Annotated in this window: 11 protein-coding genes; 7 read left to right on the forward strand and 4 right to left on the reverse strand. The window is 44.6% G+C overall.

All coding sequences use genetic code 11. The features are described 5' to 3' along the window. Positions 1-35 precede the first annotated feature (35 nt). Positions 36-3,071, reverse strand: coding sequence for an FAD-binding and (Fe-S)-binding domain-containing protein (locus tag NL644_RS14620; protein WP_253658570.1), 3,036 nt, complete (start codon positions 3,069-3,071; stop codon positions 36-38). 264 nt (positions 3,072-3,335) lie between these two features. On the opposite strand from NL644_RS14620, the gene NL644_RS14625 reads away from it, so the two are divergent. The 7 genes from NL644_RS14625 to NL644_RS14655 all read left to right on the forward strand — a co-directional run bounded on the left by NL644_RS14625 (position 3,336) and on the right by NL644_RS14655 (position 9,326). Next, on the forward strand, positions 3,336-4,016 hold the full coding sequence (locus tag NL644_RS14625) for a DUF3334 family protein (protein ID WP_006742601.1): 681 nt from the start codon (positions 3,336-3,338) through the stop codon (positions 4,014-4,016). A gap of 209 nt (positions 4,017-4,225) precedes the next feature. Continuing rightward, positions 4,226-4,921 carry a DUF2786 domain-containing protein gene (locus tag NL644_RS14630; RefSeq protein WP_005395879.1) on the forward strand — a complete coding sequence of 232 codons (696 nt, stop codon included), beginning with the start codon at positions 4,226-4,228 and terminating at the stop codon, positions 4,919-4,921. A gap of 217 nt (positions 4,922-5,138) precedes the next feature. Further along, a complete protein-coding gene (locus NL644_RS14635; protein WP_181869464.1) occupies positions 5,139-5,798 on the forward strand; it encodes an OmpA family protein in 660 nt (219 codons plus the stop codon). A 76-nt stretch (positions 5,799-5,874) separates the two neighbouring features. After that, a complete protein-coding gene (locus tag NL644_RS14640; RefSeq protein ID WP_114322448.1) occupies positions 5,875-6,852 on the forward strand; it encodes a J domain-containing protein in 978 nt (325 codons plus the stop codon). A gap of 177 nt (positions 6,853-7,029) precedes the next feature. Next, complete coding sequence (locus tag NL644_RS14645; RefSeq protein ID WP_005377960.1) at positions 7,030-7,212, forward strand: hypothetical protein; 183 nt, start codon at positions 7,030-7,032, stop codon at positions 7,210-7,212. 413 nt (positions 7,213-7,625) lie between these two features. Continuing rightward, positions 7,626-8,018 carry a SulA-like leucine-rich domain-containing protein gene (locus NL644_RS14650; protein ID WP_109168452.1) on the forward strand — a complete coding sequence of 131 codons (393 nt, stop codon included), beginning with the start codon at positions 7,626-7,628 and terminating at the stop codon, positions 8,016-8,018. 204 nt (positions 8,019-8,222) lie between these two features. Further along, the gene (locus NL644_RS14655) at positions 8,223-9,326 is read left to right on the forward strand and encodes a phosphoribosylaminoimidazolesuccinocarboxamide synthase (RefSeq protein ID WP_006742604.1); all 1,104 of its coding nucleotides are present in this window, start codon (positions 8,223-8,225) and stop codon (positions 9,324-9,326) included. Positions 9,327-9,405: 79 nt separating this feature from the next. Here NL644_RS14655 and NL644_RS14660 read toward each other — a convergent pair whose 3' ends face one another. The 3 genes from NL644_RS14660 to NL644_RS14670 form a co-directional block, all read right to left on the reverse strand. Next, positions 9,406-11,079 carry an alkaline phosphatase gene (locus NL644_RS14660; protein WP_253658571.1) on the reverse strand — a complete coding sequence of 558 codons (1,674 nt, stop codon included), beginning with the start codon at positions 11,077-11,079 and terminating at the stop codon, positions 9,406-9,408. Between the two features lie 329 nt (positions 11,080-11,408). Next, positions 11,409-11,786, reverse strand: a complete 378-nt coding sequence (locus NL644_RS14665; protein WP_005377965.1) for a hypothetical protein — start codon at positions 11,784-11,786, stop codon at positions 11,409-11,411. Positions 11,787-12,074: 288 nt separating this feature from the next. Then, positions 12,075-14,429 carry a helicase-related protein gene (locus tag NL644_RS14670; protein ID WP_114322624.1) on the reverse strand — a complete coding sequence of 785 codons (2,355 nt, stop codon included), beginning with the start codon at positions 14,427-14,429 and terminating at the stop codon, positions 12,075-12,077. Positions 14,430-14,547 lie beyond the last annotated feature (118 nt).

The raw sequence follows: 14,547 nt of genomic DNA on the forward strand, positions 1-14,547 counted from the left end.
AAAAGCCCAGTAAAACTGGGCTTAATTTGATGTGATTATATCAAAGTTAACAGCGCCTGAACGGGATGTTTGGGCTTTGTTCCTTCAAAGCGTTTCACTTGGCTGCGGCAAGAGTAGCCAGTAATCAAACATCTCTCGTTATTTAACTTATCTAGGTTTGGCTTCCAGCTTAAATTGTAAATGTCTTTCGACATCGACAACTTATCGACCTCGTGACCAAACGTACCCGCCATACCACAACAACCAACCGGTACCGTATTTAAAACCGCACCAAAGTGAGCAAAAATAGCGCCCCACTCTTTTTCCGCATTCGGCATTTTGGTTTTTTCAGTACAGTGCGCAAACAGATACCAAGGTTCCTGCGCCTTATGCTCTCCGCTTTCAAACGCTTCTAGTCTTGGGTAAAGCCATTCGTGGGCCGTTAGTACATCGAAATCACCTCGCTTACTGCCAAGTACTTCAGCGTATTCATCTCGATAACACAGCACCAATGCAGGGTCGACACCAACTAATGGAATATCCAGATCCGCTACCATCGCCAAAAACTTCGCGGTATCGGCTGCTGTATCCTTAAACTGACGTAAAAACCCTTTAATGTGTTGTGCTTTACCATTCGGCTTAAATGGCAGAAGCACCGGATGCATGCCCAGCTTTTTCAATAATTTAACGAAGTCTTCTACAACATCGGCGTCGTAGTAGCTAGTGAATGGGTCTTGAACAATTAAAACATGCTTGCTCTTTTCAAACGAAGACAAACCGCTGAGCGCTTGCAGATCATAAGGCGTTGTCAGCGACTCTACTCGCTGTTTCAATGTAGGTACTGATAACAACGGCGCATCGACATACCCAACTGTTGAAGCCGTTAAGCTCTTGACCCACGACTGCTTCAAAACACCGTTTACGACACCTGGCGCTTTCGCCATCATCGGCAGCATAGTCTCTATGTTCGCAACCAGATAATCTTTTGCTGGACGTTGGTAACGAGAGTGATAAATGTTTAAAAAGCGTGAGCGGAAGCTCGGAACGTCGACTTTAATCGGACACTGGCTCGCACACGCTTTACACGCTAAACAACCATTCATCGCTTCATACACTTCGTGGGAGAAATCGTATTCGTGACGACGATTGATAGAATGACGTACACGGTCAATCATGGTTTTGATTGATGTTCTGTTTTCTAGCGTTTGCTTTTCTAAGTCAAGAATATCAATGCCTTGTTCAGTGAGCTGACGCAACCACTCGCGAACCAAACCCGCACGACCTTTCGGTGAATGACGACGATCGGCTGTTACTTTCATCGATGGACACATTGGCGAGCTGGTATCGTAGTTAAAACACAAACCGTTACCGTTACACTCCATCGCTTGCTTAAAGCTGTCACGTACTTGAACGTCAATCTGACGATCGAAGTAACCACGTTTGGTATCGGTAACTTTTACTAACTCTGCATCACTATCAAGCGGCGTACAGATTTTGCCCGGGTTCATTTTGTTGTGTGGATCGAATGCCGCCTTCACACGTCTCAGCTCAGTAAACAACTCATCACCGAAAAACTCAGGGCCATATTCTGAACGGAAACCTTTGCCGTGTTCACCCCACATCAAACCGCCGTATTTCGCCACCAGCTTAACCACTTCATCAGAAACTTCGTGCATCAATGCTTCTTGGTGCGGGTCACACAAATCCAACGCAGGACGCACATGCAGCACCCCTGCATCCACATGACCAAACATGCCGTAATTCAGCGATTTACTATCTAATAGTTCGCGAAACTCAACAATGAAATCAGCCAGGTTTTCTGGTGGCACACAGGTATCTTCAGCGAATGCGACCGGTTTAGCACGACCTTTTGCTGCGCCTAACAAACCCACCGCTTTTTTACGCATGTTGTAAATACGCCCAATGCTCGCTACGTCGTTACAAACTTGGTAACCGATGATGCCCGCTTCTTCTGTTTCCAGCATGGTATCGAGCTTGGCGGTCAGCGCTGCAACCTGCGCAGCAACCTCTTCTTCGTCCTGACCTGCGTATTCCACCATATTGATGCCAAGCATCTCTTTATTTGGAACATCGGTAAGCAAATCACTCACGGTGTGCCAGACGATATCTTGCTTCGCGAGATTAAGCACTTTCGAGTCAATGGTTTCTACAGATAGCGCTTTCGCTTCGACCATAAGCGGTGCATTACGCAGCGCAGAGTCAAAGCTGTTGTATTTAACGTTAACCAAAGTACGTGCTTTCGGAATTGGCGTCAGGTTTAGCTTCGCTTCAGTAATAAATGCCAATGAACCTTCCGCGCCACACAGCACTCGTGTGATGTCGAAACGGTCGTCGTCTTCATTCAAGGCATTTTTTAAATCGTAGCCCGTTAAAAAGCGGTTGAGAGGAGGAAACTTATCTACGATCTGCTGGCGTTTTTCACGACATACGGATTCCGTTACACGTAGCGCCTTGGCAGCAAACCCGCCTTCTTTTGGGTAGCCGTTGGACAGATCTGATTCTAAAACTGAGCCATCAGCAAACACCGCTTGTAGAGACAATACATGATCGGATGTTTTTCCGTATTTCAGAGAACCTTGACCAGAAGCATCGGTGTTGACCATGCCGCCAATCGTTGCACGGTTACTGGTAGATAAGTCTGGAGAGAAGAAGTAGCCATAAGGGCGAACAGCGTCATTTAACTGGTCTTTCACTACACCAGTTTGTACACGAACCCAGCCTTCTTTCTCATTAATCTCAAGCACTTTGTTCATGTGGCGAGACATATCCACCACAATACCTTTGGTTAGCGACTGACCATTGGTCCCTGTGCCGCCACCACGAGGTGAAAAGGTAATTCGTTCGTACTTTTCTTTATTGCTCAGTTTCCCGAGGAGAGAAACATCTTCTGTCGTTTTGGGATGAACGACAGACTGAGGAAGTTGCTGGTAAACACTGTTGTCAGTGGCAACCGCTAGTCGGCTTGAATATTGGCTTTCGATATCACCAGTGAATCCGGCGTGCTCAAGCTCTTTCAGAAAACTAAGAACAAGAGGATCGACATCAGTTTGCGAGTGTAATCTTGGTAACATTTGCTTCCTGCCCCTACGACGCTGAATCCGATCAGCTGCGGGTTATGTAATTATTTGCTCACTTCTCATACAAGTTGGCGTTCAGCGAAACAAAACACCACAAAAGAGTAAGTGAAGTAATATTCTTTGAATTTCGTCACTTTACAACATTTAAAAAGACGAGCAAATCAGAATCTCGATACAATAATTAAACTTATGCTTTATTTTTTCACGCTTGATGCCTTACATTGGGGAACGAATCGCGTTTCTAGATGAGTTTTCAGAATGAAAAAAAATAAAATTGTGACCACTGAAGATATCCTTCTCAAACTTTGCCAGTCTGTTTCTGGCGTCCTAACTTCGGCGACATCTTCTCAAGTAAATTACTCTGCAATGGTGCAAAAAATCCACAAGACTAGCCTCAAGCCAGATTTTGGCTGTTTTGTTCTGTTTGATGGCGGGTTTACCGGGCTGGTCGTAATTAATTTTACGGCAAAAGCCGCATTAGAGATCTACACCAACTACATGCGTAATATGGGTATGCCAGAAGAAGAACTGGCAATATCTCATACTTCTGACGAGGTGGGAGATGTTCTGGGTGAGCTAATGAACCAACTGGTTGGAGATTTCACCAATAAAATTCGTAAAGAGCTGCAAACGAACATCACACAAAACCAGCCAAAAATGATGGCGCTGAATAAGCAAGTCATCTTACAAGTTGACACCAACCTTGACCGCCCTCAAGCTCGCCGAGTGACGTTCTCCACCGAAAATAACAACATTTTCTATCTGGAGTTAGCGATGGACAAAACTGAGTTCATCCAACTAGAAGAGTTTGAAATCGCAGAAGACGAAAATCCAGACGATATTTTAGAAGCAACACGTAAAAATATGGCTGAGAAAGAATCTAAATCGTCGAGTTCAAACGATGACGCCGATGATTTACTCAACCAGCTCGGATTGTAATTCCAACTAATCTTAATGAAGAATGGCTTCTTAGACACAAGTACGACTTCATACTGATTATGACGAACTAAAACGCCTAGCCTCGCCTTCCGCGGGGCTTCTTTTTATGTCCATAAACCACCTTCACTCCCACCTTGTATTTCGTTTTTATGTCAAAAAAGGTAATATGTCTGACTTCATAAATTTTCTGCTTTCGTTACTGGTTGTCGATGGATAAACAAAAAGCTCTGAAAAAAATCGCCAAGTGCTTAGAACTGGGCAATTCCGCTAATGTTAATGAGGCTGCCAATGCTATCAAAATGGCACATCGCCTCATGCTCAAATATGGTCTGGATAAAGACGATATTGAGTTTATCAGAATGGGGAAAACACAGTCTTCCCACCTACTACCAGCGAATATCAGTTCTACCATATTGCGAGTGATTCGCGGCATTAACACTAAATTCGGTGTTGAAGCGGTGTTGTTGAATCACAAAGGGCTCAAACGTGTCGAGTTTATCGGTGAAGCAGATCGCGCGATTTTTGCTGCATTTGCTTTCGATATTATTTATCGCGAGATGAACGAAAGTACCGGACAATTCCGAAACAGCTTCGCAGGTACGGGCACCTCTTCTCAAGAGGTGACTCGCCGCGTGAACTCATTTGTATCTGGTTGGGTAGAGGGCGCGATAGAGAAACTTCCAGTCATTTCCCCAGACGAAGAGTCGGCCAACAAAATCAATGATTATATTGATAAAGAATTCCAAAACATTGACCGCGAAACCTTCAAGAAGCAACTGAAAGAAGCGATGAAAAACCTAACCGAAGACTACGAAGTGGGCTTGAAAAAAGGTAGAAGAGTCTCCGTTAACCGTGGTGTTGGCGGCGAGCAAGCGCGTAAAATGTTGGGCAATCCATCGAAATAACCAGAGCAGCAATTGATTGACGTAGGTTCCAATATTTCAATGTTATTGGGACCTACTTTTTGAAGTTGTGATAGTAACGATAAGAATTTTCTTACAGAAACTCTTATCAATCTTACTTTCTCATAACAAATATCAATGCTTACTTATTCATAATTCGCATCCCATTATGAGGCATGGTTTCGCCTCAGTTTTATACGGAGATTTTCCCTTGAAAAAGATGCCTATTGCACTAGCTCTAGTGCTAGCTCTTACTGGCTGTCAAGCCACTCAACGCCAAAATGCAACAACGGGTGAATACGAAACTAACTCAACCACGCAAGGCGCGCTTATTGGTGCTATCGCTGGTGCAGCAATCGGTCTAGCAACGGGCGATGACGCTAAAGAACGTCGTCAGCATGCGCTCATTGGTGCGGCCGCAGGCGGTGCGACTGGCGCTGGCGTTGGTTACTACTTTGACCAACAAGAAGCAGAATTGCGTCGCGCTTTGCTAAACTCTGGTGTACAGGTTCAGCGTGTTGGTGAGAACCAGCTTTTACTGCGTATGGAAAATGGTATCGGCTTCTCTTCAAGCTCTTACCAGCTTGATGCTAGCATTCATAATACGCTACGCGGTGTTGCTAGCATCTTGGTTGAATACCCAAATACCAGCCTTGTTATCGACGGTTACACTGATAGCACGGGCAGTGAGTCATACAACCAAACGTTGTCTGAGCGTCGTGCAGAGTCCGTACGTCAATTCCTAGTATCTCAAAACGTTGCACCTGGTCGTGCAATTGCACGTGGCTACGGCGAACGTAACCCAATTTGCTCAAACCAAACTTCTGAAGGTCGTGCGTGCAACCGTCGTGTTGAAATCCAGATCTTGCCACTGAAGTAATTTGGTTGCACCATAGCGGTAATAATAAAAAATTACCGGAGCAGGCCTAACCATAATCGTTAGGCCTGACATATCAATGTCTGTCAAAACGTCTGCCCTACTCTGCTTATTTAGCCTCAGCTTTTCTGGTTACCTGCTTGCCTCTCAGGCTCCAAATGACCCCATAGAACAATATGAGTATGCACAGCAATTATTGGCATCAAACAAAGCTGAAGCCTCACCAGAAACGCGTTACTGGCTAGAGCAATCCGCCAACCAAGGTTACCTCCCTGCGCAAAAACAGCTCGCGAACGACTTTGCTAAAGGGATAAATGGCGAAAAAAATGAAACACAAGCGTTATATTGGCTAACCTCTATCGCACTCAATGATCCAACCGATCAGGGCTTTCTTCTCGCTAACTTTATTCAGCGCAATCAAGATAAGGTCACAACTTCTCAATTGACTGAAGCCTTGTATCAAATGGCTTCTCAGCATAATCCAGCAGCAGAACAGGCTTATAATCAACTGTTAGAGCAGCGCTTCAATCAACTGCGAGCTAAACAAGTCTCACAAATAAAGTCGCTCGATAAAAAGGCGGAGCAAACACAAGAAGAGAAAAGCACAACAATTGCAAAACCCAACGTAGAATACTCGCAATTTTTATGGCTGATCTGGCTAGCGGCGATACTCATCATCAGCGGCTTAAGCTTCCTCGTAATCAAGAAACATAAGCAGAATAGAAAAGCGCTTGAAGCCAAAGAGGAAAACCAAAATCAGCGAATGGCGGCAAAAGTTAAAGAGCTAGAGTTTACGAACAAGCAACTGAAACGCCAGCTAGAGAAAGTATTCAAAGAATTTAAGAAATCCAAAACCCAGGCAGAGAACCATAAGCTAAGCGTCGCATGCGCCATGTTTGGCTACACACCACAACACATCCCTGATTTACAAGCAATAAAGCTACGCTATAGACAGCTATCAAAGCTTTATCATCCGGACACAAGAGGCAGTGAAGAAGAAATGAAGCGACTCAATCATGCCTTTAAGCTTGTCTCACAAAATGTTACAAAACAGTAAAAACAGGTCAGGAAACTTTGGCTAGCATGCTTCTAGAGCCATATAATCAAGCGCCGCAATCGATCTCCCTCTCAAACAAATTAACAGACATTTAACTTAAGTCTCGCTTTTATGCCATAATGCTCAGCGCAAAATAACACCTAACGACTCAAATTAATCTAGGTGGGGAGAAAATCAATGTTCACTGAAGAAGGCACCTGTGATTGGTGTAAAAAACCTAGTCTTGTAACTCGTCACGATTATTTAGATGGCAAGCACCATTACTCATGTAAAGCTTGTTACGACATGGCAAAAATCGACGTGCGCCTATTTAACCAAGGCGAATTGCAAATGCGCGAACGCTTGCAACGAGCGAGCTAAGCAAGACGGAATCAACGGAACTGATTTTCAAAAGCGCCTTTTAAGGCGCTTTTTTGATCGGCCAAGCCCTATTTCCAATCTCTATCTCGTATTCCCTCCTATCCTACATAGCATGTCGCATCGGTTATCAGCCCCTCTCCTACTGTATACAAACCACTGCCCGTGAAAAAACACCTGTATATACAGTAGTAACCCCCTGTATGTCTCTCGTCCAATTTTCTACTCATCTCACATTTTTAAATTGATGTTAGACATATCAGAAATGAAAAATAACCAAATAAATTCAGATACTTAAAATAAAATCCTTTTGTTTCCTTCTCAAAAAAACGCAAATAACTTTTGATAAACGGGTTGATCAGGTCGTCAAAACAAACTACTGTATACACATACAGCATGTATAAAGGAACAGTAAGATGCAGTTACAAAGTCAATCTCATACATACTCTCGTTACAACGTATTGGCACAAGCAACTCAGCCCATGGCCGTTTCGGATCAGCTTCTATCTAAGCTGGCTGTTTTATCGCAGCAGAAACAATGGATTTTGTTTACAGCAGACTGCCCTCGCCCTGACTTTGAACAACTCACTGCTTCTAATATTTGCTGTAGAAACGTGATTCAAATGAAGCCTTCTCAACAGCTTTCAGAAGTCGAGATCGTGATCAAAGCCATCCGATCAGGTAATGCCAGTGCTGTTGTCGCATCAAATAAAATTGCACTTATGAATCAATCGATGTTGCACGACATGGCGCAACGCTATCAGTGTGAAGTCTTTTTCGTCGAAGGCAGAGTTAATAAGTACCACTAATAAGTTCGACGTTATCCATCCTGCATCTCGCCTCCTTTTTAAGGGGGCTTTTTTTTGTATTAAAGAAAACAGGCAAACGTTTGCTTTTTCTCTGGCGAGTTAAAATAGTTCTGGTATGATGCCCACATTCGATTTATTCAGCGCCCACATTTTGCTGAATATCTTCTCTTTCTGACGTTTGATTAAGATGATAGGAATGTCGCAATGAGCCTTGCTAATCAAGTACTTGCCGTCAATGACGACCTGCCAATTCGCACCCATAAACCCGTTCATAGCGGAAAAGTTCGTTCAGTTTACTGGTTAACTGAAGAAGACAGCGCCCGACTGATCAAAGAAAAAGGATACGATGTCGCTCCAGATGCGCCTTTGGCTATCATGGTGATTAGCGACCGAATCTCTGCATTCGATTGTATTTGGCATGCTGAAGGTGGTCTTAATGGTGTCCCAGGTAAAGGGGCTGCGCTTAATGCGATTTCTAATCACTGGTTCAAACTGTTCAAAGAAAATGGCTTAGCAGATAGCCACATTCTAGACATTCCTCACCCTTTTGTTTGGATTGTACAAAAAGCCAAACCGGTAAAAATCGAAGCTATCTGCCGCAAATACATCACGGGTTCGATGTGGCGCGCTTACGCAAATGGCGAGCGCGAGTTTTGTGGAATCCAACTTCCTGAAGGGTTAGAAAAAGACAAAGCACTGCCAGAGTTGCTCATGACCCCATCCACAAAAGGCATTCTAAAAGGCATTCCCGGTGTGCCAGAAGCGGACGACGTGAATATTACTCGTCAAAACATCGTAGACAACTACGAAGCATTTAACTTCTCAAGTGCCGACGATATCGCACTCTACGAAAAACTGCTGAAAGAAGGCTTTAACGTTATCAGCCAAGCGTTAGAAGAAATCGACCAAATCTTTGTCGATACCAAATTCGAATTTGGTTATGTTCATGATGCTGCTGGCAATGAAAAGCTGATTTACATGGATGAAGTGGGTACACCAGACTCGTCTCGTATATGGGATGCTAAAGAGTACCAAGCAGGTCACATCGTAGAGAACTCAAAAGAAGGTTTCCGCCAGTTCCTACTGAACCACTTCCCTGACCCAGATATCTTGCTAAACAAAGAACGTATGCCAGAGCGCGAAGCACTCGCTCGTGATAATGCTTTACCCGTCGAATCTTTGATGGCGATTTCGAGCACCTACATTGGTATTGCCGAGAAGATTACAGGAAAGCCGATTCATTTGAGTGAGAATCCGAAAGCGGAAATCATCGAAGTACTGAGCAAAGAATACGGATTGATTGACTAGCACTGTCGCTAGATTAGCTAAACGCTTTCCAATAAAAAGTCCGCAATAGCCTGCGGACTTTTTTCGTATTAGGCTCATTTTAGCCGATATTTAACGTAGTGCCATCTGTTGTAAAGGCTGACTTGGTCGTCACCTGATATGTTTTGTCTTTAATCGTTGATACGAAATACCAGGTCGACTCTGCTTTGTCGGGCGTAAAAGTAACGCGCATAAAGCCACGCTGCTTGATATCTGCCCACTGTAATTCTGACACTAAGTGCGGCAACGTGTATTCCATTTGAGCGATCGCAACAGGATCTAACGCTAGGTAGGCCTCTAGCCCAGGGGAACTCACCGAGCTAGTTGCAAACTCTATCCCGATAGGATGCTTAGATACGTCTTTAAGCTCACTTGCCCATGCGTTGTGCGTATCTCCTGCCAAGCAGACAAAGTTACCACTGTTGGCTTTGGCCAGTTGATAAACTTTCTCTCGCTCAACGTAGTAACCATCCCATGCATCTAGGTTATATGGCAAAGCAATGGTATCTGAACTTGGGTCAGAGAGGTAACCCGTAATCGCAGAGTTTACTGCTAATAACGCCTCTGTTTTTTGTTCTTCAGTGGCAGTAAACAATTGAAACATCGAGGCCATAACCGAACTTGGCAACTCCATACGAGACATTAACACTTGTTGCCCTAGCACATTCCAAGTTGCGTCGTGCGTACTGAACGCATCCATCAGCCAAGCGAGTTGGTCAGCGCCTAACAGCTCTCGGTCTTCGCTGCGCGACTGAGCAACTAAACCGCCAATCGCTTCCATCGTTGGAGAGCTGAGCGAGAAGTAATCCAACGGTTTATCACGCCCCACAAGTCGCGTATCGAGCATCATCAAATTGACTAAGCTTCCAAACGAAAACTGACGGTAAATCAGCATGTTTGAGAAAGTGTTTTCACGAACGGGCAACCATTCTGTCCACGCGGCAGCCGCAGCTGCACGACGATCATTAAAACTGCCTTCCTCTTCTTGATGGTTTTCCGCACCATTTTTCCAAGTATCATTTGCAAGCTCATGGTCATCCCAGACAGCAATCATTGGTAGGCTCGCATGTAACGCTTGCAGATCAGCATCTTGGCGATACTGCGCATACCGTTTTCGGTAATCATCTAAGGTAATGCATTCAGTGCCTTTGCTTGGCTCTCGCCCTAGTGCCTCAGCATCTTCACTAGCGTAGCCACCAGCCCCATACTCATAAATGTAATCACCGAGATGAAGTACCACATCAAACGGTTCTTGCTCATGTTGATTTAAGATCTCTCGATACACATGGAAATAACCAGCAGGATAGTTTGCGCAAGAAACAACGGCCATGGATGCCTTTTCTACACCACCCTCTGGTAATGTTTGAGTTTGCCCGACTTCGCTAGTGACATCTCCAACCATGAATCGATAGTAGTAGCGAGAATTTGCGTTGAGATTTTGAACATCGACTTTTACCGTGAAATCTCGGCTCGTGTCTGTGGCAAAAGTGCCACTTTGCACGATATCAGTAAAATTTTCGTTAGATGAAACTTGCCAGCTTACATCTGCGTAGCTCGCTGAGGTTGTAACACGAGTCCAAATGATTACTTGTGTTTGAGTAGGATCTCCACTCGCCACTCCGTGCTCAAAGGTAACCGCAACAGATTCACTAGCATCGCTACCACAGCCCACCAGCCCGGTAACAATCGCCGTTGAAGAGGCAGCTTTCATAAAGTCTCGACGAGACAAAGACATATTGACTTCCTTTCTTATTGTGTTTGTTTTTATGCCCAAATGACGTGGTGACTCAATCATCCTTGTGTGCCAATAAGGGACGTTAATTCGAACTTACAGTACCAACCACTTAGTCGGTAATTTGTCCTAAAAACACAAAGTTAGAAGCTAGTTATGACAATTGCATTTCCAAACGTTACATTTTTGTTAATTTAAGTGCAAATACTCTATATTCATCACACTTCCAAGACCTGTGACAAAAACCTCAAAATAAAAAAGCGACCTACTTTGAGGTCGCTTTTCATTGCACTATTGTTAAGTAGTACATCGATGAAGTGGAAATACTCAGCCTAAAACTTGATGTTAAGGACATCTTGTTCTGACGTGTCCACTTTCAACTGACTGCGAGATTCTATGTACTCGATTTGCTGAACATCGAGCGAATATGGCATAACGACTCGCAATTCATTGATCCCTTCATGTTTAGCTAACTGGGTTAAGCGGACCAAATTGGATTCATCACTTTTACGAGAAGACATCGATTTTAATGCGGCATCCCACAACCGATCTTCAGGCTTGCTCAATTCCGCAATGTTCTGTTTCCACATCAAACCGAAAATAGGCGCGATGGTGGCAAATGCCTCTAAAAAGGTCCATTTTTTACTACCTGTCGCTCCTAAAAAGCTAGTGTAGTCGAATTCAATGCACGTCTTTCCTTGTTGATCCATTCTATGCCCCCGACACTCGAAGATGAGATATACCAAATATCGTTCAACTGTTTTGATATAGCAATGGGATATAAAACATTCGTCTTTTATGCCCTAATTTACATACAAAAGGAAATATTAAAACCAGCTTTGTAACAACTGATGTACAGCTTCGCCATATATAAGCATTCAATTGATTAATATTTCAATTAAGAAACTAAAAACAACACGTAAGTAACGCTATCAATATGAAATCATTATAGATTCACCAAGAAAATATCAATTCTTGTCACAACGTCATCCGCCTACCTACTTCACATCAATCACTCGACTGGCCTTTTTATACTGTATCTTCCAACCAGCCCAGCGTGGCAGCTCCCAGCGCTTCGGGTCTCCCTTACGGTTTCCCTCTCGATAAATGACCTGTACCAGCTTGCGAGACGCGTAATACTCAACATCCAGTTGGAGTTCTGGCAGCGAAAGTTCTAAAGGGTACTGCTCCGTGAAATCGTCGTATTCCCATTCTGGAACACCGTTAAATGTTAAGTCTTCCGCTTCAAACAACGCCATATCATCGACATTTTCAACGCCTAATGTTTCCAACTGATCCTTTAACCAGCTAGAAAATGTCAAGGAGGCCAAGTCGTTAACCTCTTCTCCTTCGACATTAAGGCCCAATGCGTTGTAGAGTTTCCAGTGTTGGATTTGTTGTTTTCTTTGAGAAGCAAAACCTGGTAACAGTGTCTCATCTTCTATCATTTCGACAATAGACTGAACAGCAACATCACCTTGTAACGCTTGGTGTTCAGAACAGACTGTTCGCCCGGCGTAGACCAAATGCATTGTTGCTCTTGGCGTCTCTTCTTCATAATTCGTCTCACCTTGTTGCCACTCCCCAAACTCAAGTTCGCGTAATAATGTTAGCGGGATAGGCATCATGACCGATGCGAGGTTCAGTGTTTGCTTAACGCCTCGTCCTGGCACGCTATGGCTATCTAGCACAATTGCCGCTTCTTCTTTATCAGGAAAGCGGCTGTTACGCCCAACCAGCATCTCGACTACTCCATTTCCTAGAGCATCTCTTCGACGAGCTCGTCGGACAAACACAAGCTCAGGGTGTAATGAGGCGATGGAGAAAAAGAGCGCTTCACGGTTATATCGAGAGGCAACGTCAAGTTCCGGTAATTCAAATACTTCTCGCATTTGTTTCGCTAAACCTTGTGCCTCTTCGAGTGCGCTGGCATCAATGACAATGCCCGGAAGTCGCTCCCCCCGAACCAAACGGATAAGCAAAGAGGCATCACATCCGTATGGCTCCTCTTGAGATAGAAGCTCAGCGACTTCGCCACTTTGTCGCTGATAGAGCTGCGCAGGCACAGATAAGGCGGCAGCCAAATCAATCATTGCTTCCTTCTCTGGCTTCGCTTGAATTCTGGTAACAAGATCGGCAAACAGTGCATCAATGGGTAGTGGATATACTTTTCTCCCATGCTGCGTGACATTGCCATCCTCATCAATCGCTTCCATAGATAACAGCGTCGAATGAGATGCCTCTAGCGACTTTGGAGGAATTGAGTCGAGAAAATCGAGTGTTGAAAGACGATATCCACAACAAGCCGCTGCCAGCATGGGCTCGACGAGCTCTTCTCTGTGCAATTCTGGAGGCGTCACTAATTCTAAAGGCGCGTGTTCACCATATAGACGAATACAAGCCCCTTCAGCAACACGGCCCGCCCGCCCCATTCGCTGCGCGGCGCTGGCCTTAGAAATGTGGGTCAGCGTTAAAGCTGTGCGACCGTTACGTTGAATGGTTCGACGCTCTAAGCCGCTATCAATGACAACTCGGATGTTAGGTATCGTTAAGGAGGTTTCCGCAACATTGGTTGCCAATACGACTTTTCGTTGTTTTTGCGTAGTTAACGCGCGGTGCCGTTCTTCATCACTAACCGAGGCATGAAGTTTGACCACCATGACATCGCCGCAACTTTGTAACATCTGAGCACATTGGGTGATCTCTTTGCGTCCAGGCAGGAAAACAAGAATATCGCCATCTTCATCTTCCAATGCTTCTTTTACCGCTCTGACAACCTCTTGTTCACATCCCTTCTTATTCGGTAAATAACGGCTGTCTAAAGAACGATATGTCACTGTGACTGGAAAGCAACGCCCTTCAGATCGCAGACGCTTCGCATTCAGGTAACGCGCTAGCTTTTCGCCCTCCAGCGTAGCGGAAGTGACGATCAACCGATGTTGATTTTCTTGCTTCAAAATTGCGGTTAATAGATCAATATCCCAGCGTCGCTCGTGAAATTCGTCCACTATCACGATATCGAAGCCTGCTAGCTTGTTTTCCGCAAACCAACGCAGTGCGACTCCCGGAGTCACAAATACAACTTCGGTTTTTTCATCAAAGTAGGCATGAAGCTTGATCGCATAACCAACTTTGCGACCTATTGGCTCACCAGATTGCTCCGCAAGATATTCAGCCAGCGAGGTACAAGCAATTCGACGTGGTTCAATAACCAGCACGCGTCCGTGTTTTGCCGCCCACATAGGCAAACGGGTAGATTTACCTGACCCGGTTTCGGCTTCCACCACGAGATGGTTTTGGTTCACATGTTGGTCAAACTCAGCTTGCAGGCTGTCGATAGGTAGTTGAAACATAGAAATTGGATTTGATTTGATGATGCAGAACATTATACCCAAGTAAAAAAATCCTGCTTTAGGTATCTCTAAACAACCAATATTGCCGATATTTTCGGCGGTATCTGAGTTTTTTTGC

The sequence above is a fragment of the Vibrio sp. Y10_XG_PY6 genome (genome assembly GCF_024181795.1).
GTDB classification, from domain to species: Bacteria; Pseudomonadota; Gammaproteobacteria; order Enterobacterales; family Vibrionaceae; genus Vibrio; species Vibrio diabolicus.

Excerpts from the sequence above, each read along its gene's own strand:
- NL644_RS14620 (WP_253658570.1), bottom strand. The coding sequence starts at position 3,071 with ATGTTACCAAGATTACACTCGCAAACTGATGTCGATCCTCTTGTTCTT.
- NL644_RS14625 (WP_006742601.1), top strand. The coding sequence starts at position 3,336 with ATGAAAAAAAATAAAATTGTGACCACTGAAGATATCCTTCTCAAACTT.
- NL644_RS14630 (WP_005395879.1), top strand. The coding sequence starts at position 4,226 with ATGGATAAACAAAAAGCTCTGAAAAAAATCGCCAAGTGCTTAGAACTG.
- NL644_RS14635 (WP_181869464.1), top strand. The coding sequence starts at position 5,139 with ATGCCTATTGCACTAGCTCTAGTGCTAGCTCTTACTGGCTGTCAAGCC.
- NL644_RS14640 (WP_114322448.1), top strand. The coding sequence starts at position 5,875 with ATGTCTGTCAAAACGTCTGCCCTACTCTGCTTATTTAGCCTCAGCTTT.
- NL644_RS14645 (WP_005377960.1), top strand. The coding sequence starts at position 7,030 with ATGTTCACTGAAGAAGGCACCTGTGATTGGTGTAAAAAACCTAGTCTT.
- NL644_RS14650 (WP_109168452.1), top strand. The coding sequence starts at position 7,626 with ATGCAGTTACAAAGTCAATCTCATACATACTCTCGTTACAACGTATTG.
- NL644_RS14655 (WP_006742604.1), top strand. The coding sequence starts at position 8,223 with ATGAGCCTTGCTAATCAAGTACTTGCCGTCAATGACGACCTGCCAATT.
- NL644_RS14660 (WP_253658571.1), bottom strand. The coding sequence starts at position 11,079 with ATGTCTTTGTCTCGTCGAGACTTTATGAAAGCTGCCTCTTCAACGGCG.
- NL644_RS14665 (WP_005377965.1), bottom strand. The coding sequence starts at position 11,786 with ATGGATCAACAAGGAAAGACGTGCATTGAATTCGACTACACTAGCTTT.
- NL644_RS14670 (WP_114322624.1), bottom strand. The coding sequence starts at position 14,429 with ATGTTTCAACTACCTATCGACAGCCTGCAAGCTGAGTTTGACCAACAT.